Source organism: Desulfovibrio intestinalis (assembly GCF_014202345.1).
Lineage (GTDB): Bacteria > Desulfobacterota > Desulfovibrionia > Desulfovibrionales > Desulfovibrionaceae > Desulfovibrio > Desulfovibrio intestinalis.
This window is the reverse complement of record NZ_JACHGO010000005.1, coordinates 351231-375111: the sequence shown is the minus strand read 5'-3', so window position 1 is coordinate 375111 and position 23881 is coordinate 351231. Positions and strand designations below refer to the sequence as shown.

The window sequence follows — 23881 nt, the reverse complement described above, 5'->3', positions numbered from 1 at the left end:
CCTCTGTCTTAGTTTCTTTTAAGGAGTAGTTATGTTCTGGCTCTGGTTCGTGCTGGCGGCTTTTAAATGCGTATTGCTTTATGTTTTAGCAAAAACTGGCCAATCCCTGCCACGCCGTGCCCGGCTTGATGACGCTGCCAACCGTGCTTTGCCAGAAAACCGTTGGCCTTCTGTAGGAATGATTGTGCCTATGGCCGGAACGGATAGGCGTATGCCCGCTGCGGTGAGAAGTCTTCTCATTCAGAACTATCCGAAATATATTCCAGTTCTAGTTACAGCTGAAAATGAAGAGCCAGCAGCAGAGCTTGTTCGGCGTATTCAGAAAGACTACCCGCATGTTCGCCATGTGGTGGCGGGGCCGGCACATAACTGTGGGCAGAAAAACCACAACAGCCTTCGCGGCGTAGCTGCAGTGAAGAATGAAGTTGACGTGTTTGTTTTTTGCGACAGTACGCATATGGCCAAGCCTGACTTCTTGCGCCATCTTGTTGGACCGCTTGCAGCGGGTGAAGCTGAATTTTCAACTGGCTATCATGTGGTGATTCCGAATGACCACCGCCCAGTAACTCTGGCCTATGCCATGTGTGTTTTGCTTATGCGTCTTTTGCAGGCTGTGTCCTCGTTTACCCAGTTATGGGGAGGGGCGATGGCAATGACGCGCGAAGCTTTTGGCAGATATGCTGTCGAGGAGTTGTGGGCGTGCAACGTTGTTGATGATTGCTCACTTTCTGCCCGTCTTCAAAATTTGCGAGTGCCTGTACGATTGTGTCCGGGGGCTCTTTTGCACACTGAGGCCACAAAACATGAGCGTCATGTCTGGCGAGCCTGGATGGATAGGCAGGTGCTTTTTCTTAAATTTTGTATGCCCTTGCAATGGGGGCTGTTGGGTTTCATGTGTATAGCGATGGCTGTGCCGCCATTGATGGGCGTACTCATCCTGCTGGGCGGACTTTTCAACGTAAGCAGCGCCTTGGCTGTATTACTTGTTGTGCTATGGGTGATCCTGTTGGCCAAAGTACTGCACTTGTGGAGAGGGCTTTTGCGGCACTCCATTTCATTTAGCAGATGGTTTTTAAGCTTTCTGGACGCGGTAGTTATGTTTGTATTGGTTTATGCCCATAGTCTGACTGCCAAAAGTATCGTCTGGCATGGGCAGCGCTATGTGGTTGGACGATGCGGCAGGGTTATTCGGGTAGAGCGCAAATTTTAAAGTGTGTGTAGGAATACTTTTTGCCATCTGGGGAATGAGGTTGGGGACTCAAACTTTTCCGGCCAGCGGCGCAGGTAGATAGTCTTTGACATGTGCTTCTTCTGACTTATATAGTCATTAGCCATTTTCGAGTAAAAAAGAGCTTTCCGGTAAACTATCCGGAATAGATTGATAAATGACACCTGTGGCGACGTATCGCATGCTGTGTGCAGCATTGGCGTGTATTGTCTGTTCAAGGATATTTTTACAGTGGTTTTGCCATGATTGCCATGTCCGACCTTTTTCGCGTCAGCCTACGTCAGGTTGTACGCCAGCGCGGCTTCGGGGTGATATTGTCCATCGCCCTGGGCATTACAGCCTTTATTGTACTGGCTGTGCTTGGGCGCGAAATTCGCTATAAAGTCGGGCAAGATATGGTGCTGATGGGGGGCGTTAACGTTATTCGTGTTTATATGGATGACGCCCAGTACCCAGGTCAACCCATGCGCGGATTTTATCCCGACGCAGTTGAGGCTCTGCGCCGCTTGCCCGGCGTGTCCATGGTGAGCCAGAATATCCGGGATGGTAAAAGTTTTGTTCTTCGCGGTGAGGGAGAGCGTACCCTCAATGTTGGATTTATCGGTGTTGACCAGTATTTTTCTGATGTTTTTTCTCTGACGCTGGTCGCCGGGCGCATCATGGACACTGAAGATGTGACTTCACATAAGCGTGTGTGCATGTTGGGTCGTGAAGCTGCGCAGGATCTCTATGGCGATCCTGCCAATGCCGTAGGAAAACTGTTGTTTTTGCAGCAGGATGTTTTTGAGGTGGTGGGAGTAGTCAGCGGGGTAATGCTCGGCAGCTGGTCTCAAGGCGGTTTTTTGCCCTACACCACTATGATTGACAGAAATTGGGCCGGTGACAAGGTTACACGGCTCTTTGTGCGTGCCATTGGCTGGCAGGACGTGCCACCTTTGGTCAAGGAAATTCCTGTTGTAGTAAAGGATTACCAAAGCGCGCCTTACTTGGTGGTACATACCCAGGAAGATCAGCTGGCCCGTATTCAAGACACGTTTTTATGGGTGGAAGTTCTGCTTTGGCTTGGTATTGCCGCTTCTCTTATGCTGGGCGGCTTTGGTATTTGGTATGGTACTTTTGCAGCCGTGCGAGCCCGCACCCGAGAAGTTGGCCTCAAAAAGGCCATGGGTGGTTCAGACACAGATATTTTGGCCCAGTTTTTGGCTGAAGCTTTGTGTAAATCCGTGGCTGGCGGCGTGCTAGGTATTGCAGTGGGCGTTACTTTGGTTCAAGTCGGCGCCTTATCTCTGGGGACTGGAATTTCCTATCCTCTACTGCTGGTCAGTAGTCTTGGCAGTATTGTTTTCTCCGCCGTTATTGGTGTGGCTGGTGGCCTATATCCGGCTGTTCAGGCAAGCCGAATGGATGTGGTCACGGCTCTGCGTTTCGAGTAAAAATATTTCGGTTCTGCCCAGTTTTTGTGGTGGGGCCGTTTATGGACAGGGTGATTCATGGCTCCCGTTATTGTCGCCAAAGATCTCTACAAATGCTATGCTGGCTTTGCTCCGGTGTTGCGCGGCGTAAATATTGAAGTAGAGCCCGGGGAAATGGTCGCCATTATGGGGCCATCTGGCTGCGGTAAATCTACCATGCTGCATGTGCTTGGCATGCTGCACGCGCCTGACGCTGGCTTTCTTGAAATCCTCGGCGAAAATGTTTTGAATCTTGACAGGGAGCAGACTGCCGCCTTCAGGCGTGGCACTATGGGCTTTGTCATGCAGTCCAGTAATCTTTTTGATCACTCTACTGTTTTTGAAAATGTAGAGTTTCCCCTTATCTATGAAAAAGTACCTCCGCAGGAGCGGTGGGAAAGGGTAATCCGCGCTCTGGAACTGGTACGCCTTTCAGCGCGCGTACATTACCGCAGCAATCGCCTTTCAGGTGGTGAGCAGCAGCGCGTGGCTATCGCGCGTGCGATGGTCAACAATCCTCGTATTCTTCTCGCTGACGAACCCACTGGCGCTTTGGACGCCAAAACCAGTCGTCTCATCATGGATAACTTTCGCAACCTCTGTCATACTGGTGGTGTGGCAATGGTTGTGGTGACCCATGACCCCAAGATGGCCGAGTTTTGTGACAGTGTGTATACGCTTGAAGACGGTATTTTGCATTGTCGTAAGCGTGAAATTCCGTGTATTGACGCTCAGGAGAAATATAATCTTCTGGCTGGACCCAAGCCTGTAGTTCGAGGAGCTCTGGTAGCTGAACGTTTTCCTGAAGCTTCGGGTCAGTGCCTCATGAACGAGGCACATCATCTGCATGCTGGTGGCCTGCTTTCGCGTATCTATGCAATCCGGGATAATGGTTTTTTAAGTAGCCCTGAGGGGTACGCTTTACCTCTCGCAGTACGGCGTATTGGTGCTTGGCGCATGTTTGGGGCCTACATGGACATGTTCCGTCATATGCGGGGATCTTCTGCCAACTTGTGGGGTCTTTGGCGTACCTTGCCTGGGCGTGGGCGCTGGGGGCACTGGCTGTGGGATCATTTGCGTTCTTTTGGCTCTGGGGCTTTATTGGCTCGCTGGGGTGTGGAAGAAAACATCGAGATGTTTTATGCCGCTGGAGCACACGGACCCGCCACGGCGTCTTGGGTGGCCTCGCGCTTGCTTGAGGTTCCGTATGCTTTCGCCGTGCGATCACATGACCTTGCCAGCCCAGGTTTGAATTGGGAATCAAAAGTAAGGGATGCGGTGTTTGTTCGCTGCGATACAAATGCCACGCGTCAAGCCATGTGCGAACTGTTGCCAAGTGTGCCAGAAAGCAAATTTGTTGTGCTGCGCGACCCCTTAACGTTGACGCCTCCAGAAGAAGATACTGATCCTGTTGCATCAACCCACAATCCAGCAAATGAATTGAATATCCTGGCTGTAGGCACTATTTGCCAACGCAAGGGGTATGACGTGCTTTTGCGGGCATGCGCAATTCTTAAGAATAGGGGCCTGGACTTCAAGCTCAAGCTTGTCGGAAGTGGACCTGATCGGTTACGTTTACGATTGTTGGCCTGGAGACTCGGCCTGCAAAGTAAAGTGCAGTTTATGGGGCAGGTGCCTCACGAGAACATATCGGATCTTTATAATAAGGCGGATGTTTTTGTGGCTCCTGGCCGCAAAACACGGCAGGGCGATATGGATGGATTGCCTTCTGCACTTGTGGAGGCCTTGGCCTTTGGGGTGGCTGTGGTGATCAGTGATCTTCCTGGTCAGAAAGAAGCCGTAACCAATGGGCAAAACGGACGAATCTTTCCCCAAAGTGATGTGATCGCGCTGGCCGCTATCCTTGAGGAGCTGGCTGCAAATCCTCATGAACGTCGGCGGCTGGGTGATGCAGCCCGTCGTGCTTTACCTGCTTTTCTTGATGAAGACGGGGTTGAAGCCCGCATGAACGCTTTTTTCAAAGAAGCCTGTCATAAGCTGTGAGACTGCACTATTGCGTCCACAGACAGAAATGGAATTGCCATGAATTTTGACAATGTACGTATACTGGTTGTGGGCGATGTCATGCTGGATCGCTACATAACAGGCAAGGTTGGGCGCATTTCTCCAGAAGCTCCTGTACCCGTGGTTGGCGTAAACAAACGATGGTTTGCACCTGGCGGGGCTGCCAACGTTGCGCGCAATCTGACTCATCTTGGGGCAAAGGCGGTGCTGGTTGGCCTTGTTGGTGCCGATGCGGCATCAACTGATCTTTGCCAAAGCCTTGAACATGCTGATATCGAATCTCGCCTCGTATCCTCAACAGTACGCACCACGACCTGCAAGACGCGGGTACTCGCTCAGGGGCAGCAGCTGCTGCGCTTGGATGAAGAAGAGTGCCGCAGTCCCACAACCCTGGAGTTTGACTCCATGTGGCAGGCTGCGCGTGATTTGCTGCCTTCCTGCGATGTAGTTGTCCTTTCCGATTACGGTAAGGGCGTGCTGCTGGAAAATGATCAGGGAACAAGCTTGTGTAGCCCTGTTATACAAGAAGCGCACCGTCTTGGCATTCAGGTGTTAGTTGATCCCAAGGGACTGCGGTGGCAGCGTTATGCGGGAGCAGACTGTGTGACCCCCAATCAGCTTGAGTTTGATGCTGTTTGTGGTAGAGACCCAGACATGCCACTCAACCGTGAAACGCGTGAAACGCTTGCATCCCAAATGCGAGCCAACTATTCCATTAAGCGGGTTCTTATAACCCGTGGCCCTAAGGGGATGGCACTTTTTACACCGGATATATCGCCACGGTATACTCGTGCGATAGTGCGTGAGGTGTCGGATGTATCCGGCGCAGGCGACACAGTTATTGCCACTCTGGCTGCCTGTGTTGGCAAGAAGCTGTCCTGGGAAGAAAGTATGGATATAGCCAACGCTGCTGCTGGTGTGGCTGTAAGCAAAATGGGCACCGCACCTGTCAGCATAACTGAGTTGAGACAGGCTCTGCGTCAGGGAGCAGATAACCCCAAGCTTTATACGCTGGCAGATCTTGCTGAAAAAATTGAAGATTGGCGAAAAAAAGGTGAGAGTATTGTTTTCACTAATGGGTGCTTTGATCTACTGCATCCAGGCCATATTTCTCTTATCCGGCAAAGTGCCGCTCAAGGAACTCGCCTTGTTGTCGGGCTGAATTCTGACGCCTCCGTATGCCGCCTCAAGGGACCAAGCCGTCCGGTACAGAACGAGCAGAGCCGCGCTATGTTGCTGGCTGCCCTCAATGGTGTAGACGCCGTAGTGCTTTTTGATGAAGATACACCGCTGAATCTTATTACGGTATTGCAGCCGGATGTGCTGGTCAAAGGAAGCGACTATACAGTGGAAACTGTAGTAGGGGCGGATATAGTGCAGGCAGCTGGCGGGCGAGTCTATTTGGCTGACCTAGTTAACGGGTGCAGCACAACCAACATCGTGTCCAAAATCGACGCTTCAAGCGGAAGTGAACTCCCTCGTTAAGAGGAATCTGTCATGCAGAGAATCCTCGTGGCCGATGTAGGCGGCACCAACTGCCGATTCGGCAGCTTCATCCTTGAGAACGATACGCTGGCTCTAGAGTTCTCAACAAGAATCAGTTCCAACTCTTTGAGCAACGGCCAAGCACTATTTACAGCTCTTTCTGAAAAATTATCCCTGCCAATTGAAAACGCCGCCGCCATTGTTGTCGGGCTGGCTGGTCCAGTAGATGGGCAAAGAGGGCGACTCACCAACGGAAGTTTGGATGTAGACCTTGCAGAAGTGCCAGCCCTACGCCAGATTGAACATTGCCTGCTTCTTAATGACTTTACCCTTCAAGCTTATGCCACGTTGGCGCCACCAGGAACTCATGCTCTGAGTGTTGCTGATTCACCAATTGCCTCCGTGCTTGAACCAGCAGGTACTCCAAAGCTTGCAGGAGCAGTGGGGTGTGGCTTTTTAACAGAGAGCAGCGGAAGGGCTCGTGCCATTATTGGGGCTGGCACTGGACTTGGAGCAGCCTGCCTTTTACCTGTTGCTGGAAAGGGGTGGATACCTGTTCCCAGCGAGGCTGGTCACGCCGCTTTTGCTTTTTTGGGCGAAGAGGAACAGGAATACAGGCGTTTTTTATGTAGAGAACTGGGGCGGCCTTTTGTCAGTGCAGAGAATGTTCTTTGTGGCGATGGCCTTGCCATATTGCATTATTATCTGACCGGTCAACTTCTTAAGCCTGCACAGGTCGGTGCGCAGGCTCTAGAAGGGGAGACCCCAACGCTGCGATGGTACTCGCGTTTTTTGGGCCGATTTTGCAGAGGCTGGATGTTGTCCACTCTTTGCACTGGTGGGTTGTGGATAGCTGGGGGAATTGCTGCTGCAAACCCGCATTGTGTCACCAATGCAGTGTTCGCTGAAGCTTTGCGCGCGGACCCTGGCGCTATTGCACCACTTTTGAAGGATACTCCTGTATATCTTGTAACAGATACCGATAGTGGCCTCTGGGGGGCAGCTTTTGCAGGTCAGGCAATGTTACAAGAGAACGGGCAGATATATTCAAATGTACAGCTGTAGCTTCAGCTGTAGTGTAATTTATGACGCTGATATGGTACAATGCGTCAAGTTTTATTATATAAAATTTCCAAATAATACGATTCATTGCTTGTAAACCTTCGAATACAACAGCTTATATTATGCTTCTTGCTTGACCTCCTGTTGGAAGTTTTATAACTTACCAAACTCCTTTGATTCGTAAGAAGCAGTAGAAGTGCAGGGTGCGGCAGCAATGCCGTATTTTGTGGCTTGTATTTGGCGTTTTAATGCAGGCAGCAGTGTCTTGATAACATGCTGTTACTTCACAATTGTGTTTATTTACAGTTATGTTAGGTAAGCTAACAAACACAAATGAATGCAAGGCTCTGACCTCGCACATGTCATGAAAAAGCGGTTTCTTACAAATTGTGGGAGACATTTTGTGGCGCATGCAATCAAGGCAAACGATATCGTCAGAGCTTGCCTTGCGCATAAGTGAGATGTTTAAGCTGCTTGGTGCGTTAGCGGTTTTTAGTTTCGGCGGGAGTCGATGGTTTATGGGGGAGCCGGGACCAGTCTGGCTACACGGTCCTGGCTAAAGAACTTCTCCTGTCGAAGTGAAGTCACTGTGGATATGCGACCAATAAGTATTGTGACAGAATAACTGCGCTAAATTTATCCTGTCGGTAAGTAAAGTATATTATGTAATACTTTTCAATCTAACGATACTGCCTGTTCGCATTGTTAATGTCGAAGGTTATGCTTACAACTACGTTGCTGCTGTAAACAATATGAAGTTGCTGCATGTAATTATATGTCTATTATGCGGCCAACATCTTTGCAGTTTTCGTATTTATTGGCTTGTTAGCTATTCGGCTTGTAAAACCTGGACAGCAAAAAAAACTTGCGTGCTTTTTTGCTGAGATGGGGCTTGACAGCAATCCTCGATAACAGTAATTTTTACTATCATATGGAGAGTAATATGGCTCAAGTTCAAACAAGAATGACCCGCCAGCGTGCGGTAATTTTGGAAGAGTTGCGCAAAACAAAAACACATCCAACAGCAGATGAGCTCTACAGTATTGTGCGAGAGCGTCTACCGAGAATCAGCCTTGGGACAGTTTATCGCAACCTAGATTTTCTGGCAGACAGCGGTGAAATTCGACGCCTTGAGGCAGCAGGCTCCACAAAGCGATTTGATGGCGACATTTCGCGTCATCAGCATGTGCGTTGTGTACATTGCGGCCGTATTGGCGACGTGATGACTCCTCGTGAGGCTCCTTCTGTCGATGGTATGGATGTGGAAGGATTTGCTTCCGTACTTAATTCACGCATCGAGTATGACGGCATTTGTCAAGATTGTGCTGGGCGTGTGCGGAGCACCAGCCACTAGGCCTATTTTTGCTCATTGTTGCATTTGAGGGCCAGATGAACCTGCTCTAGGGCTGCATTGTCGGCAACTTTTATGATGCACCAGCAGTTTTTAGGCCTCAGAAATTGCGCACATAGTTTTCTTTAATTTATTCCGCTCCTTTGTTCGGTATTTCCAACGGCGACCTGCTTGTATGTTCTTTCAAATCGGTTTATAAATGAGACATACCTGATTATAACACCAAGGAGTTTCGGAATGGCAGAAAATAGAGAAAACCGTAAGGCCAAGGTGATTGAAGTTCTTAACAAGGCTCGCGCCATGGAGTTGCACGCTATACACCAGTACATGAACCAGCACTACAGCTTGGATGACATGGACTATGGTGAACTGGCTGCAAACATGAAACTTATCGCCATTGACGAAATGCGCCACGCTGAAAATTTTGCAGAACGGATTAAGGAACTTGGCGGTGAACCCACTTCTCAAAAAGAAGGCAAAGTCGTCACCGGACAGGATGTGCCCGCTATCTACGAAAGCGATGCCAACCAGGAAGACGCCACCATTGAAGCGTACAGCCAATTCCTTAACACCTGTAAAGAGCAGGGCGATATTGTCACAGCTCGTCTTTTTGAGCGCATTATTGAAGAAGAGCAGGCCCATCTGACCTATTATGAAAATATTGGTGGGCATATTAACAAATTGGGCGATACTTATCTGGCCAAAATTGCCGGCACCCCCTCATCTACCGGGACCGCCAGCAAGGGCTTTGTTACTGCTACCGCGACTGCTGAATAGTTGCCATAACCAAGGGAGGCACCGTGGCTGATCCCCAAGATATGTGGCGTTGTCAAATGGTGAACTGTGGCTATGTTTATGACCCCGATCGCGGAGATAAACGTCACAAAGTTCCCGCTGGAACCAAATTTGAAGATTTACCCGAAGATTGGCATTGCCCTGTCTGCGGAGCTGGTAAAAAAAGTTTTCGTAGATTGAGCGACGAAAGCTAATAGTGCACTTGCCATTTTGCTAATACGAAGTGGTCAAGAATAAAGTAGAGGCCCCACGGATTTCCGTGGGGCCTCTACTTTTTAGTGTCGAATAAACTTTTCAAGCCGCGCGCCACAAGCATTTGGTATTTGAAAGAGTTTCAAGTCGATTGTCATACTTTTTAGGGTTTGCAAATATTCAAATCCAATACGTTGCGCAGATGATTTTTGTGACTCTATCTGTTCAACACAGAAAAGGCCCAGTACCAGGCTGCGACAGGTAGGGCTATAGCCAAAGTTCCAGCTAGCAGCTCCGGCAGCGCGGGCCAGTTTTTACGCAAGCGCCAAGCTTCCCATGTGCCAAGCATCATACCACTAAACAAGCCTGCAATATGAGCAGCGTAATCTGTGTTTTCGCCTTCAGTGCCGAGCATGGCTAAAATGGCTATGCCTGCTGCTATTGGTAAGACAGCCTTGCGTCTTTGGCTGTGGTGCATGGCCATAAATCCGGCCAATGCCCCCACGCAAGCGAAAAGAGCAGTGGAAAATCCCATACTTGTGACGAGTTTTGGCCGCAAAAGCACGGTTAATCCATTGCCTATGATGCCCCCGGCTACCGTAAGCCATAGCGCGCGGCCTATACCTGTGAGCCGGGCAAGTAGAGAGATGAATAGGGAGCCAAAAGCCAGGTTGCCGCACAGATGAGTAAGCCCGACATGCAGGGTTAGCGCTGTGGCCAGCCGATACCATTGGCCATAGATATACACGAGTATGTTGTCGAGCATCCCCACGTCCGCCCAAGTGTCCGGAGGGGGCAAAAAAGACGGTGCGGGCCACCAGCCCACTCTCCAGCTATGCCAGACAAGCAGGGGCAATAGAAAAAGGGGGGCAACTGCATAATGCCGATGCATGTGCATTGGAGTAGAAACAGGCTCTAACCTGCTGCTTTCTTTAGAGAATGCATCAAGCTCCGCCAGAGCTATGCCTTCCATAAGCGGAGGAACATAAATCTGTTCCCTGCCGGACATAGAGACCGTTCTGTGTGGGATATTGCAGGCGTTGAGCACCAACAACCAGTCGCGAAAGCGCACATAGTTGTCTGCTCCGCTGGCTTGGCTGATGTTGCGCCAATACCGCGGCAGGCTGTTGGGCCTTCGGCGAATAAGCCAGCGCCCGCTGAGGGAAGGCTTTAAAAAGCGATTAAAGGTGCTCATATAGCAAAAAAGGCCCCGGCAGAAGACTGACGGGGCCTCAGATGCAAAAAAACGTGTTAACCCTGCTTGCGCACCAGGGGCTTGGAAACCACGCCGGAGCGGATGCAGCGAGTGCAAACCGTGAGGGTCCTCACGCTGCCGTCGGCAAACTGATGCCGAACGCGCTGCAGGTTGGGGTTAAAGCGACGCTTTGTCTTGATATTGGAATGGCTGACAAGATTGCCAACTTGGGGCTTTTTGCCGCAGAAAATGCATTCCTTGCTCATACTATCCTCCGTATATGCAAAAAAGTTGTTCACTTCACATGCGGCAAAAACAAGGCCCATCGCCGGAAGATGATCAGCGTATGAGAGGGCATAACCGCGCGAAGAAGTGCTATAGCTGATGCAGCATCAAAAGGCAAGAAAATTTCTCAAAACTGACATGAAACACCATGCAGGAAAACTTTAGAAGGTGCCCTCTACGGGAGGAAGTCATATCCTCGCTGCGACAGCACCTTGCTTGCTCTCACCAGCCGGGACGATCGTGGCGGCCTTGGATGTGGCCATAATGTATATCTCGTGCGGATCCAGAATCAGAATCACAGAGCCATCGCCCATAATTGTGGCACCTGAAATGCCTTTAAGGTCGCCGAGATAGGCTCCAAGGGGCTTAATAACTATTTCTTGGCGTTCAAGCAACCTGTCGACTACCAGCCCAAGCCGACGGTCGTTGTCGTGAATAACCACGACGGAAAGTACTTCCGGCAGAGGTTCATCGGTGCGAGGAATGCCAAGCATTTCAGACATTTCAACTATGCCCAGCACCTCTCCGCGCAATGTGACGGCTTTTCGGCCCTTTACGTCCGTAAGCCGTTGTGCTTCAATTTTTGTTGTCTCAGATACCGCATCCAGAGGTATGGCATACATCTGGCCGGAAACATTAACCATAAGAGCATCAATAATAGCCAGGGTCAGCGGCAGGCTAAGGGTAAAGCGTGTGCCCTTGCCAACTTCAGAGTGGGTGCTGACACTGCCCTTGAGGTTCTTGATATTGGTGCGCACAACGTCCATCCCGACGCCTCGGCCAGAAATGTCAGTGATCTGGTCAGCCGAAGAGAAGCCAGGCGCGAAGATAAGTTCCACAGCTTCGCGGTCATCAAGTTGAGCTGCTTCTTCTGCCGTAATTACGCCTTTGCGCACGGCAATTTCACGCATCTTGACCGGGTCAATTCCCTTGCCATCGTCTTCAATTTCAATGGCTACAGAATTGCCTTTGTGGAAGGCGCGCAAGGTCACTTTGCCCTTGGCTGGCTTGCCCGCAGCAAGCCGGACGTCCTCGGGCTCTATACCGTGATCGACAGAGTTACGAATGAGGTGGACCAAGGGGTCGCCAATAACTTCAACCACACTTTTATCAAGCTCTGTTTCTTCACCTTCCATAATCAAATCCACTTCTTTGCCACTTTTGCGCGACAGGTCGCGCACAAGCCTGGGGAAGCGTGAAAAAACTGAAGACACCGGCACCATACGCACTTTCATAATGGTATCTTGCAGGTCGTCAGAAATACGAGCCATTGCGTACGTTGTTTCAGAAAGGCTCTGCGCCACATGCGAAATATCTACATTTTCACTGCTGTCTTCAAGAGAGCGGGCAATAAGAGTATATCGATTGCGGTTGATAATCAACTCGCCAATAAGGTTCATGAGATGGTCAAGCCGTTCATGATCCACCCGTATTGTAGAAGAGCTTTTGTGGTTTTCAGCCGCGGGCGCAGCGTTTTTGGCTTGCGGAGCTGGTGTGCGCGCCGGTTGAGCCGTAGTTGCTGGCTGTGAGGCAGGCACCGCAGTTTTACTCTGTGTGGCAGAGGCTGGGGAGGGTTGTGCCGTCAGCGGCGCAGTTACAACTTTGGGTTCTTTCTGTTCAACATCAGCCGCAGGAGCCTGTGTCGAAGGACTATCAACTGTTGCTTCAGGCGCATGATTTTGAGGAGCATCAGTGCTTACTGGTTCAACTGAATCGTCCTCTTCGGTGTCCTCGGTATTTTTTCCAGAGGTCGAACAGGCGTCCGCCGCAACTCTGCCTTCGGCCAAAGCCTGGTGGATCATATCCTCAATAATGCTTACTTCCTGACTCAACAGGTCAACCATGAGACCAAAATCTATGTCGCTGCTCCGTCCCTGGTCAACAATGCCAGCAGTGCGCTCAGCATAGGACTTGATATCTGCAAGCCCCACAAAGGCGCAGGCATTTTTTATTGCCACAAGACAGCGGAACAGGGCATCGATGGAGTCCTTGTGGCTGCCGTCTTTTTTTAGCGTTTCCAGAGCCGCATGGATGATTTCGATCTGTTGCTGCACTGTGACCCGAAAAGCTTCTGTATCATCATCTTCGGAGCCAACAGGAATGATCGTTGGGGTAACGACCTCAACAGGGGAAGTTTTTGATTCCGTTTCCACCAAAGATTGCGGCGGCTCATCGGCAGCAGGTTCGCGTCCTTGTGCTGTCAGCAGTTCAGCGGGCAAAGCAATCGGACCACCCGCCAGGGCAGCCTGAAGTTGCCTGATGACCGTGTCAGTTTCAAAAGGAGTCGCCTGACCAGAGGTGATATCAATATTATGAACCAGGGCTTCCATCACATCCACGACCAGCAGAAGCAGGTCGATAAGCTCGTGCGTTGGCGTGATGTTACCCTGGCGTACATTATTGAGGAGCGTTTCTGCCTCATGAGTAAGCGCATTAAGGTCATTATAGCCAATAATGCCGCTGTTGCCCTTCATGTTATGGAAAAAACGGAAGAGGTCGTTAACAAGCTCATTCTGGCCTGTGGGATTTTCTTCAAGTTCCAGAAGACCGTTGGTGAGATTTTCAATGATTTCAAAAGATTCATCAATGAAATCTTTAAGATGCCCTTCGCCGAAAGCGGTAAGAGCGTAGGCCGGGCGAGTCGGTAACGTACTCACCCATTCTTTGCCGCTCATGCCGCTGTCACTATCCGAGCTCAAGGAAAGATCGTTCTGCTGTTTCTGTTTCAATTCCGGCATCAAGGAATCAGCAGAATCATTTGCCGGCAAAGACGCGTCTTGAGGGGAAATTTCAAGAGCTTCATCGGTATTGTCAGCTGGCGCAGAAAAAATTTCCGTAGCGGGAGCGGCGGCGGGTTGGCTTGGCGCGGGGCTTTCCCCAGCCATAATGGCGTCGATTTGAGCCATAATGTGACCAGCTTCAACATCGCCTTCAGAATTACTGCTCTCAAGGTTATCAATCATCTGGCGCAGGACGTCTGTGGAGGCCAAAATGACATCCATAATCTCAGGCGTCACAACCATGCTGCCTTTTCGCAGTTCATCAAGGATGTTTTCAGCCTTGTGGGCAATCTGATTGATACGGTTCAGCCCCAGAAAGCCTGAAGCGCCCTTTAGGGAGTGCATAGGACGAAAGATATCATTGAGCAGGGCCAGGTTGCCAGGAGCTTTCTCGAGCTCCAGCAGATTGGGCTCAATCGTCTCGAGGTGTTCTTTGGCTTCTGTAATGAAGTCGGCGAATAACTCTGGGTCAAAAAAATCCTGGCTCATACTCCATACCCTTGCTTGACTGAAAGCGCTGTACCCAAATGGGTAATACTGTCTTTCTTATCGGCTAACCCAAGAGCATCTTTATATTGCGAACCATTTTTTCCGGTTGGGCTGGTTTCACCATATAAAGGTTGGCTCCGAGGCTCATACCCGTCTGTATATCTTTTTCTTGCCCTTCAGTGGAAAGCACAATGATAGGAATATCCTTGTAGGCTTCCTGTGCGCGGATGGTTTTAATAAAGGTAAATCCATCCATACGCGGCATGTTGACATCCGAAACGATCAAATCCACGGGATCAAGGCTATAAAGTTTTTCAATGGCATCAAGGCCGTCTTCAGCTGTGCTGACCTTGAAACCTTCACCTTTTAGTACAAAGGCCACCAGATTACGGATGGTCTTGGAGTCATCGACGACCATGATGTGTTTTTTCATAATTTCTGTCCCTGTCCGTCAGATGTTGCCAGCCGTCATTCAGAAAAAGCGGCGTGGCCTGTTATTCGGCTGATTGGAAAGCAGCCGCCTGCTGCCGGGAGCGCATTCAGTACCCATGTCAGTTTGGGCCCCGAAAGGGAGCCTAAAACTTACCGCAGTTTAAATTATACGAATTTGTTTTAAAAAATTTCAAAATGTTTAGAGGTTATTTATAGTTTTTGCAAGCAGCTGATTTTATAAATATTTATTGCCGTCTAGATTTCCAGAAGTTTTTCAACAATCATCTCAGGGTCAACAATGCCATGCAAGTGGTCGTCTATTTCGGCGAGTCCACAAAGTAGGTCCGCGCTGGCCCCCAATTGCGCCTCTGCGTTCCAGTTAATTTTCGACTGATCCAGCAGATACATAGTATGAATTTTATCAACAATAAGCCCAAGCTGCATTTGTTCGCTGCCGCACACCACAATGAAACTCTGCGGCGTGTAACGATGCTGCTGATCAAGCGTCAGCAAGGCATCAAGGTGAAGTAGCGGGGTTACGCGCCCACGCAGATTCACTACGCCAGCCACAAAGGATGGGGCCATAGGCAGCCGGGTGAGAGGCATATGCCGCAAAACTTCAATAATTACAGGCACCGGCAAAAGAAAAATTTGTTCGCGCACATAGAAGGAAACCATTTGTACCGCAGGTAGTGACAACAACTGTGCCTTCAAGGGGATAGTTGTTTTTTCCTTGCTCTCGGTATGTTCAAACGTGTTTTCAGCCGAAGCTGGCCCGGCGGAAGGGCTTGGCGGCGCAGCAATGACTACATGCGGGGCCTGTACTGGCAGGTTCGCAATGGCATCATCACCAAGATACTTTTGCACAAAGGCCCGCTCAGCAGCGCTGAGTGAAGGCGTTGCCTCTCTTTGGACTGGAGGAGCAAAGCACTGGTTTGAGAAATATTCTTCAGGCGTTTTTACCATAGGCATAACACTTCCTGAGCCAGGGCTTCATAACAGCGCGCCCCTCGGGAGTTCTGATTAATATCATAAATGCTGCATCCCTGAGCACTTGCCTCACGAAAATTTGTATCTATGCCGATGATCGTGTTGAACATGGCATGCTCCATTTTTCGCTGCATGAGTTCCAATACCCTGGTGCAGGCTTTGGCGCGCCTGTCATACATGGTAGGTAGAGCCCGGTACAAAATGGGCCTGCCAAGCGCCTTGTTCAAAGTATGCAATGTATCAAACAGAAGCTTTAAGCCATGCAAGGCCAAAAAATCAGTTTGAATGGGAATTATCAATAAATCCGCCGCAACCAGAGCATTCACTAAAAGTATTCCCACATGTGGGGGGCAATCTAAAATAATAAAATCATAGTCGCTGCTCACAGCGCGTAAACTTCTGGACAGTACACTTCCCTTGCCGCTTCGATCTTTAAAATCAACCTCAAGCTCTGATAATCGGATGCAACCAGGGGCTACGTCCATGCCGTGCAAAGCTTGAGTTCGCAGCAATAGCGGCCACAGTGTGGACCAGTTTTCTTCAGGAGCCAGGAAAAGATCGTGCAAACTGTATTGCACTTCTTCGGGGTATATCCTGGCGTGCAATGTGGCGCAGGCATGGGGGTCAAGGTCAAGCAGCAGTACCTTTTTGTCCAGGCGAGACAGCGCGCAACCCAAGTTAACAGAGGTCGTGGTTTTTCCCACTCCTCCTTTCTGATTGGCAATGGCTAGAATCTTGGCGCACATACTGTGCTCTATACCAGTTTGCGATAAACGATGGTCCCTTTGAAATGCTCAAGTTGAAACGCTCGGCTGATATTATGCAAAGACTCTGAATGTCCTATGAGGAGCGCCCCATTGACTTCAAGATTGTCATAGAATGCGTTAATAACCTTGCGTTTCATTTCATCGTCGAAATAAATGATAACGTTGCGGCAAAAAACGATTTGCGACTTTTCAACGCGCTTCAGCTGCTCTTTGTCACTGAGGTTTATCTGCCCAAAAGAAATGAGATTTTTTAATTCAGGCTTAATTTTATATATATTGTCCTCTTTGACAAAGTAGGCATCAACTATTGGTTTTGGCGTGGTACGTAGGGCGTACTCACTGTATATGCCGCGCCGCGCCGCAGAAAGAACGGCTTCCGAGAGATCATTGGCCGTTATTTTGATATCCCAGCTACTGATTTCACCCCTCAGAACTTCATGCAGGATGATGGCCAGGGTGTATGGTTCTTCACCTGTGGAACACCCAGCCGACCATATACGCAGCTTTTTTTGTCCTTTTTGGCGGCACCTGTCCAATATCTCGGGCAGCACGTTTTTTTGAAAAACTTCCAGCTGTGGCGGATTACGGAAAAAGCTGGTTTCGTTTGTGGTGACGACCTCAAAAAGCTTGCTCAACTCGGTTTTGCGGCTGGCATCAAAGCGGAGGAAGTTGTAATACTCATTGTAACTTTTGAGATTCAGATCCTTAATCCGGTTGGAAAGGCGATTCTCAACCAAGTATTTACGGTTTTCCGCGATGAATATGCCGCACTGCTGATAAATGAAATCGCGAAGCTGCAAGAATTCTTCATCAGATATCTGCAGATCTTTGCGAAAAGGCGATGCTGCCTTGGTGTTTACCGCAGCTGGCGTTGGAGCTCGAAAGGCCGAACTGGGGGAAATAGGCTGGCGTAGCGCTTCTGTTGGTTGTGAGCGAAAAAGCGAAGGCCTTGGTGGAGGTGCTCCTTGTGGAGCAGTATTGGCACCATTTTGAAAAGTCGTCGCGCCAGCCGGTTTGAAAAGTCCTGAACTGCCTGTGGGCAAAGTTGTTCCCGACTGTGCGCCTGCGAACGTTTTTTGTGAGGCAGCGTCCCTGTCGGCAAAGGATGTGGGCGCACTAGCTGGCGCTTGTCCTGTCTGTCGCAAAGGTGACGTCCAGGTAGATTGACCAAGATTGGGCTGCCCCAAACCAGATTGTCCAACGTAGGGCCGATTTGCACCGGGTAATCCGGTTGTCTGGTTTGGCAAAGAAAGACCAGTAGCGGGGCGCGTGGCGCTTGTGCCAAGCCCTAAAGAGCTACGCGCCGGGGGCGTTGCGGGATCAGCAGGGCGCTGAAAGCTCGTAGGCTTAGCGCTGGCCTGCTGCTGTGCCGCCTGAGTGGTATTCAGCCCTGGACGCGTAGCTTGCCCGTCGGCTGGCCGAGTAAAGGGCGACGGCTGTGCCGCAGCTTTGAATGCCGTAGATGACGTTGTGGAGTTGGGTGTTTCACTAGTTTCCGCGTCATTGGCGTTTTTATTCTGCACGCCGCGGGGGAACATGGTTGGAGGCTGGGTCATGGCTACTCCTGTTCGGCCTGAATGGCTGCCACTGCTTCAGCCGTAGCGTGCTGTATTTCTGGGTCTTCATTGCCCATTAAGCTCAAAAGCACACTGAAGGCCATATTGCCGCCGATCATACCCAGTGCCTCAATTATTTTGAATGATACCATTGGATTTTCGGTTTCAAACATTTGGGCCAGGTAAGGGACGGCATCGACTATTTTGTGCACACCCAGAGCTTCAATCGCCCTGATTTTTACCCAATCATTTTCATCAGCAAGGGCAGAAATAATATGCGGCATAACTGATGCTGTGCCAATTTGGCCGAGCAGGTCTACCAGAGCGATCCGCACATCTTTATCTTCGTCAAGCAATCGAGGCAGCAGGCTGGGCAGAAAATCTTCTGCCTGAGGGCCGAGGTTCTGGAACGCCTCTATGGCCACCTGCCTGACCCGAGGAGAAGAATCTTCAAGAGCTTGCGTTATTTCATCCAGGTTCTCGGTAACACTATAACGGCCCAAGGCATAAATCGCCATCATGCGCTGCATGGGGTCTTCACTGTGTGCCCTTTGCTTAAACAGAATATTAAGTTTGGGGCTATGCAGATTGATGCATGCTTCAAGGGCCATTTCCTGCACATCAACATAGCGATGATCCAGCTGGGAGAATACAATATCTTCCACTTCTGGGCAGGCATGTTGATTGCCAAAAAACACAAGCGCGCTCTTCAGAACCTCCGCATCTTCAGATTCTTCCATAATGGAAAGAAAGAACGGTGTGTCGGTGCATTCGCCCATTTGGGCCACTTCAGCCACTGCCGCACGGCGCAGCTCGGGGCTGACCCGCCAGAAAATGTTTTTTAGTTCCTCTACTGGACTATGGTCAGTGAGCAGCCGACAGGCTGCCATCGCCACGGATATGCACTTTTCGTCATCGCTGCGCAAGGCGTCGCGAAGCATATCATTGTAGCCAAGGGAGGAAATGGCATTAATAGCCGCTTCATAGAGCTCGGGTTGGCGTTCGGCATCCAGGCCCGTGGCCAGGTTGATGATGGCCTCTGTGGCGGTTTCATTCCCGATGGCGCTCAAACCTTGCAAAGCAGCCAGCAGGATGTCTTCATCATTGTCTGTAAGGGCTTCAAGCAGATAGATTCGCAGGCGTTCTTGCGACTTTGCGGACAGCAATGACAAAGAGCGTACGCTCAGAATTTGCACGATGGCTTTAACTATTTTGTGCCGCAAGGGAACGCTGACATTTTCAAGCGAGCTGAAAAGAAGCGGTATGGCTTTTATATCGCCCATGCCGCCCAGCGCATCAATAATAGCAGAGCTGACCAGTGGCGATGCCTGGGGCAACAGTTTTACAAGCCCATTGGCGGCTGAGGGGTCTTTGATTTTAGCAAGAGCTTCCACCACTGCAAACTGCACCCATTCTTCATCATGCATCGCCTGGCACAGGGGGGGGACGGTCTCGGGAAAGGCAAGGTTGCCCAGGCTGACAGCCGCTTGATAGCGCACATTAACTTCAGGATCTTTAAGTAACGCCTTGGCAAGAAGCAGGGCTGCCTGATGCGTTGGGGAATAGCCGAGAATGTCGGTGATGAAAATGCGCAGATCGGGATCTTCATCTTGAAGATATGGTTGCATACTTTCAATGCTGTCCCTTCCGATCTCACGCAAAATATCCATAGCTACGTTTCGTACAGGAGCTTCTTCGCTACGTAGTAGTGGCAGCAGTGCTGTTACCACATGAGGTCCTCGGATTTTGCGCAGGGCATATTCAGCAGCTTCCTGAATGCCGATGTTGCTACTTTTAACAAGTGCGCAGAGTAGGGGGATGGCATCGTGCAAGGCCATATCGCCAGCATTGAAAGCGGCGCCGCGAATGGTGGCGCTGTCGGTGGATTGCAGTGCTTCAATTACTTGCGGAGCCGTGTTGAGCGAATTTTCCATAATATTGCTTCCTGCTGCGCTACGGGTCAGCCTTTGACGATTGTCATGATGGCTTGGGCGATATCGTCCGCATCGAGAATCTGATTGGCCAGTTTGGCATCAATAACAGCCTTTGGCATGCCGTACACTACGCATGAAGCCTCATTTTGGGCAATGAGGCAACCGCCTTTTTCTTTTAAAACTTTTGCGCCTTCGCACCCGTCTGATCCCATGCCAGTAAGCATCACCCCCAGGGTGCGGCGTCCCATGTTTTTTCCGGCACTTTCCATAAGCAGGTTCACAGTGGGCTTGTATAAGGCATCGCGGGGTTCGTCCGTAACGGCTACCTCGGGCAGGGGGCCACGCATGCGCACGCTTATGTGCCGTCCACCGGGGCAGACGTAGGCATGCCCATTCTTTAAGCGATCACCGTCAACTGCTTCAGTGACGCCGATGCTGCAAACGCTATCAAGCCTTTTGGCAAACGGGCCAGTAAAAGCCGCAGGCATATGTTGCGCTACAAGAATGCAGGCCGGAAGGTCAGCGGGCAATGCAGACAGTATTTTCTGCACCACTGGCGGCCCTCCTGTAGAGACTCCTACAACAACAAGGTCGCGTGGCCCGTGGCAAGGGGTCTGAACATAGTCTGTTGGTTGCGCCGGGGCGCGCGTCAGGGGAGCGGTCGGTATGGCAATGTTATTGATGCGGCGGTACTTGAGGCGGATAATCGCTTTGCGCCTAGCCAGTGCTGTAACCTTGCGGCGCAGCTCCAGACCAAAAGAATCACGATCGTTGCTCATGTTTTTGGGAATAAAGTCCAGAGCGCCATACTCCATTGCCTTAAGCGTACTCTCAGCGCCACTTTCAGTTAAGGAACTGATCATGAGCACGGGCATGGGGGAGGTCTTCATAAGGCGCTGGAGGGTCTCAAGACCGCCAAGGCGCGGCATTTCCACGTCTAGTGTCATAACGTCTGCATCAAGCTCTTCAGCCTTTTGCAGCGCTTCAAGTCCGTCTCTAGCTGTGCCGACAACCTTGATTTCCGGGTCCTGCTCCAAGAGAGAGGCAATGGCATTGCGCATAAATGTAGAGTCGTCCACCACGAGAACTCGGGTCATACAGATTGCTCGCTCCACTAAGAATTTGTCCTTCAAGGGACAGATTTTATATTACGTCAGGCCTTTGCTTTTTACAAATAAAAAATGACTTGCCAAAATTCAACGTCTCGCATATCTTCCCTTTCTCAACGGGATGTGGCTCAGCTTGGCTAGAGCGCAGCGTTCGGGACGCTGAGGCCGCGCGTTCAAATCGCGCCATCCCGACCAGAAAAATCAAGGAGTTACAGGTAATACCTGTGGCTCCTTTTTTTATTGAGGTATAGCGTCAGGGTACAAGTAGATAACGAAACGACATCTGCCTATATTCCACGCTCGAAGTTCCGGCCAGGGCGGTAATTCGCCGCCTCTACATCCCGACCGATCGGATAAATTATAGAGTGACAGATAATACCTGTGGCTCTTTTTTTAATTTTGTGTGGCTATAAGAAATGATTCCAAATTTGAGAAGTCATTTTGGTGTACTATGTTGACAACGATGCCGTGATCTTGCATAGTCTCAGCACAACTGCTTTACACATCCCACGATTGCCCCGGTGTTCCGGGGCTTTCCGTTTTTGCGGCCAAGCGTTTGCTTTCGAGCCCAGCTATTGTTGCTTTAAGCTCGTTGGTTGAAGCTTATGGCAACCGCATGAGCACCTAAACCAGGCTAACTCTAAAATATTTCACACTTCAAAGTTGCCTTTTTGCCCAAAATGCAATTTCTGTGAATTCATCTTTGTACGTCGTGCTTTACTCTCGACGCGTTAGGGGCTTTAAAATTTTTCAAAGTTAAAATGTTCTAAAATACTGAGTATTGTTTTGCTTAATTTTTAGCGAGCGATGGCTCGTCGAATTTGGTTTTTGGAGCGTAGAAATAAGAAATTGTTGACGTACTTGCTGTTATGAATTTTACGTCGCTAGGCAGGAGGGTGTTGTTTTATGTCTGAAACTTTTTGAAAGTTTGCGGAGCTTATTGCCCAAACAGCGTTGCAGCAAAAGCAACTATGCAGAGCTTCAAACGTTAAAGTAAAATAGATGTCACCTGCGTCATTTTGAAGCTGTAAGGGGCAAAAACATGAAAAAGACACCAATGGTTCGGGGAATCGTCTTTGATCCTTTGGCGGTTACACCAGTTTATCCTTTATCTCGTCAAAGCTCTCGCGCAGTTTCAAAGCTTGAGGATTTTGCGGAGTGTGTACTCCGCAGCGCGCTACAAAGCAGAGGAATAGAAGGGCTTCTTCAGGGTCGGACATGCTATTGCAAACGATGTCATAGTATTCGCCCCTGGAGGCTTGATCGAATTTTTTTACACTTTCTGCAGCTTGATGAAAGGTTTTAATGAAAACCTCGCAAAGCTCGTGGCGAAAAACCCGACGCGAAAAAGTTTGCAATAAAGGCGTCTCAATTTGTGCTCCAGAAAGCACGCTCTCTACCTCATTCAATAATGACGCTACCGGTGAAGAATCGTCCGTATTGATTGCAGCGTTATATCCAAGGCAATCGTTGATTACCATGCGCACGTCGACAACGGTGTAGCGGCGCTCGCGAGATTTTTTGAACTCATCCATCAGTAAAAGAAACATTCTTTCCCTGTGGTACAGTAAAGCATTCTTTTTTTGTTTTTGAAGCTCTTTGCGTTGTTCACGCATCTCATCATTTTGCATTTTGATTGAAACGATGATTCCTGCAAATGCCAGACCGGAAAACAGCGTGTTCAACACACCGAAGGAATCTCCAAACGTTCCAGATCTGCTGAAGTCTGATGCAAAAAAATATAACCCCAAGGCAGAGGCAGACCAGATGCCAATTACTAGCAGCGCTGCCCTAACAAACAGCGACCACGTCACACGATCGGGAGAACTTTCCAATTCATTCAAACGCGTGGGGTGAGTGATGGCTCGCTCGGGCTGAGCTTTGTTATCGCTACCCGCGACCACAGTACGCGGTGTGGTATGTGTGCTCATGATTCCTGCCTTGATTCTTCCACGTGAATGGCTCTATCAGTTCAGAACATAATTTTAACTTTGACCAACGCTGTGCCGACATGCCGTTCTGCACCTTGAATGATGCCCTAAAGAAGCTTGTGCTAAAGCTTACATAGTATGGTCTAGTATGGATATGCGTCTGTAGTTCGCATTGACAACAAAAAATTTAAAGAATGGATGCCCGCATAGATTTAATGCATTTTCTGGTATCGAGCGAGTATGTATTAAAATTTCTAGAAGTATTGGGGAGAGGGTAGTAGTTAGTAAAATTTCAATCAATATTTTATTAATAATATGTATAGTATTACAATATTGTTGAAATGTGAAATAATGGAGTGATGCTTCGTAGTTTGATGTTGAATGTGTGTACTATATATATGTTTATTGTTGAGATTTAATGTACGCAATAAAGTTTAAATTTTTTTTACATACAACTCTTGTCCAATACATTTTTAAAAAACGCAGAAAGCCATCCGCGTCTCGTCTGGCTCGACACCGCATATCTACAGTTTGAATGATTGCCATGAGTTCTTCGTTGCGCTTGGTTTCCAAGTCATACTCGGGATAATCAGTTTCTTTCATTAATCTTGAAATGGTTAAAAAATGCAATTGGGCATAACTTTTAAACATTTCTGCCGTAGGTACCAGAAAGCGATCAATATCCTTATCAGCATCACCTTTATGATAAAAGAAAGTATTTATCAGGCTTACAAGACCACGATGCTGTTCATCAATGATGGAAATGCCAGTATCAAACTGTTCTGACCAAACAATATAGAGAGGGCGATCTACACTTTTCATGT

At 49.4% G+C, this 23881-nt stretch carries 19 protein-coding genes and 1 tRNA gene; 9 read left to right on the top strand and 11 right to left on the bottom strand.

The features are described from left to right. Positions 1-31 precede the first annotated feature (31 nt). From HNQ38_RS09980 to HNQ38_RS09945, 8 genes are all read left to right on the top strand, one after another. Positions 32-1210 carry a glycosyltransferase gene (locus HNQ38_RS09980; protein ID WP_183720043.1) on the top strand — a complete coding sequence of 393 codons (1179 nt, stop codon included), beginning with the start codon at positions 32-34 and terminating at the stop codon, positions 1208-1210. A 260-nt stretch (positions 1211-1470) separates the two neighbouring features. Further along, on the top strand, positions 1471-2661 hold the full coding sequence (locus HNQ38_RS09975; protein WP_183720040.1) for an ABC transporter permease: 1191 nt from the start codon (positions 1471-1473) through the stop codon (positions 2659-2661). 57 nt (positions 2662-2718) lie between these two features. Beyond that, positions 2719-4683 (top strand): glycosyltransferase, encoded by a 1965-nt coding sequence (locus HNQ38_RS09970; RefSeq protein ID WP_183720037.1) that lies wholly within the window; start codon positions 2719-2721, stop codon positions 4681-4683. Between the two features lie 39 nt (positions 4684-4722). Then, positions 4723-6189, top strand: a complete 1467-nt coding sequence (gene rfaE2, locus HNQ38_RS09965; RefSeq protein WP_183720034.1) for a D-glycero-beta-D-manno-heptose 1-phosphate adenylyltransferase — start codon at positions 4723-4725, stop codon at positions 6187-6189. A 12-nt stretch (positions 6190-6201) separates the two neighbouring features. Further along, entirely contained in the window at positions 6202-7254 is a 1053-nt protein-coding gene (locus HNQ38_RS09960) for a glucokinase (RefSeq protein WP_183720032.1), read from the top strand. A 940-nt stretch (positions 7255-8194) separates the two neighbouring features. Beyond that, a complete protein-coding gene (locus tag HNQ38_RS09955) occupies positions 8195-8605 on the top strand; it encodes a Fur family transcriptional regulator (protein WP_183720030.1) in 411 nt (136 codons plus the stop codon). Between the two features lie 234 nt (positions 8606-8839). Further along, a complete protein-coding gene (locus tag HNQ38_RS09950; RefSeq protein WP_183720027.1) occupies positions 8840-9379 on the top strand; it encodes a bacterioferritin in 540 nt (179 codons plus the stop codon). A gap of 23 nt (positions 9380-9402) precedes the next feature. Next, positions 9403-9591, top strand: a complete 189-nt coding sequence (locus HNQ38_RS09945) for a rubredoxin (RefSeq protein ID WP_183720024.1) — start codon at positions 9403-9405, stop codon at positions 9589-9591. Positions 9592-9806: 215 nt separating this feature from the next. Here HNQ38_RS09945 and HNQ38_RS09940 read toward each other — a convergent pair whose 3' ends face one another. From HNQ38_RS09940 to HNQ38_RS09900, 9 genes are all read right to left on the bottom strand, one after another. Then, entirely contained in the window at positions 9807-10784 is a 978-nt protein-coding gene (locus tag HNQ38_RS09940; protein WP_183720021.1) for a rhomboid family intramembrane serine protease, read from the bottom strand. A 56-nt stretch (positions 10785-10840) separates the two neighbouring features. Continuing rightward, positions 10841-11050 carry a 50S ribosomal protein L28 gene (rpmB, locus tag HNQ38_RS09935; RefSeq protein ID WP_179981593.1) on the bottom strand — a complete coding sequence of 70 codons (210 nt, stop codon included), beginning with the start codon at positions 11048-11050 and terminating at the stop codon, positions 10841-10843. Positions 11051-11257: 207 nt separating this feature from the next. Then, complete coding sequence (locus HNQ38_RS09930; protein WP_183720017.1) at positions 11258-14338, bottom strand: chemotaxis protein CheA; 3081 nt, start codon at positions 14336-14338, stop codon at positions 11258-11260. Positions 14339-14402: 64 nt separating this feature from the next. Next, entirely contained in the window at positions 14403-14771 is a 369-nt protein-coding gene (locus HNQ38_RS09925) for a response regulator (protein ID WP_183720014.1), read from the bottom strand. Between the two features lie 254 nt (positions 14772-15025). Then, positions 15026-15742, bottom strand: a complete 717-nt coding sequence (locus HNQ38_RS09920; RefSeq protein ID WP_246388091.1) for a chemotaxis protein CheW — start codon at positions 15740-15742, stop codon at positions 15026-15028. Beyond that, positions 15730-16506, bottom strand: a complete 777-nt coding sequence (locus HNQ38_RS09915) for a ParA family protein (RefSeq protein ID WP_183720010.1) — start codon at positions 16504-16506, stop codon at positions 15730-15732. Before HNQ38_RS09915 ends, HNQ38_RS09920 begins: the two co-directional genes overlap by 13 nt. Positions 16507-16514: 8 nt before the next feature. After that, on the bottom strand, positions 16515-17351 hold the full coding sequence (locus HNQ38_RS09910; RefSeq protein ID WP_221277875.1) for a CheR family methyltransferase: 837 nt from the start codon (positions 17349-17351) through the stop codon (positions 16515-16517). 734 nt (positions 17352-18085) lie between these two features. Then, a complete protein-coding gene (locus HNQ38_RS09905; protein ID WP_183720007.1) occupies positions 18086-20017 on the bottom strand; it encodes a HEAT repeat domain-containing protein in 1932 nt (643 codons plus the stop codon). Between the two features lie 26 nt (positions 20018-20043). Further along, on the bottom strand, positions 20044-21114 hold the full coding sequence (locus HNQ38_RS09900; protein ID WP_183720004.1) for a protein-glutamate methylesterase/protein-glutamine glutaminase: 1071 nt from the start codon (positions 21112-21114) through the stop codon (positions 20044-20046). A 129-nt stretch (positions 21115-21243) separates the two neighbouring features. On the opposite strand from HNQ38_RS09900, the gene HNQ38_RS09895 reads away from it, so the two are divergent. Further along, positions 21244-21321, top strand: a tRNA-Pro gene (locus HNQ38_RS09895). A gap of 896 nt (positions 21322-22217) precedes the next feature. On the opposite strand, the gene HNQ38_RS09890 is transcribed toward HNQ38_RS09895, so the two are convergent. Both HNQ38_RS09890 and HNQ38_RS09885 read right to left on the bottom strand, forming a co-directional pair. Next, positions 22218-23057: a hypothetical protein gene (locus HNQ38_RS09890; RefSeq protein WP_183720001.1), complete on the bottom strand. Its 840-nt coding sequence runs from the start codon at positions 23055-23057 to the stop codon at positions 22218-22220. A 402-nt stretch (positions 23058-23459) separates the two neighbouring features. Then, the gene (locus HNQ38_RS09885) at positions 23460-23879 is read right to left on the bottom strand and encodes a bacteriohemerythrin (protein WP_183719998.1); all 420 of its coding nucleotides are present in this window, start codon (positions 23877-23879) and stop codon (positions 23460-23462) included. Between the last annotated feature and the right edge of the window lie 2 nt (positions 23880-23881).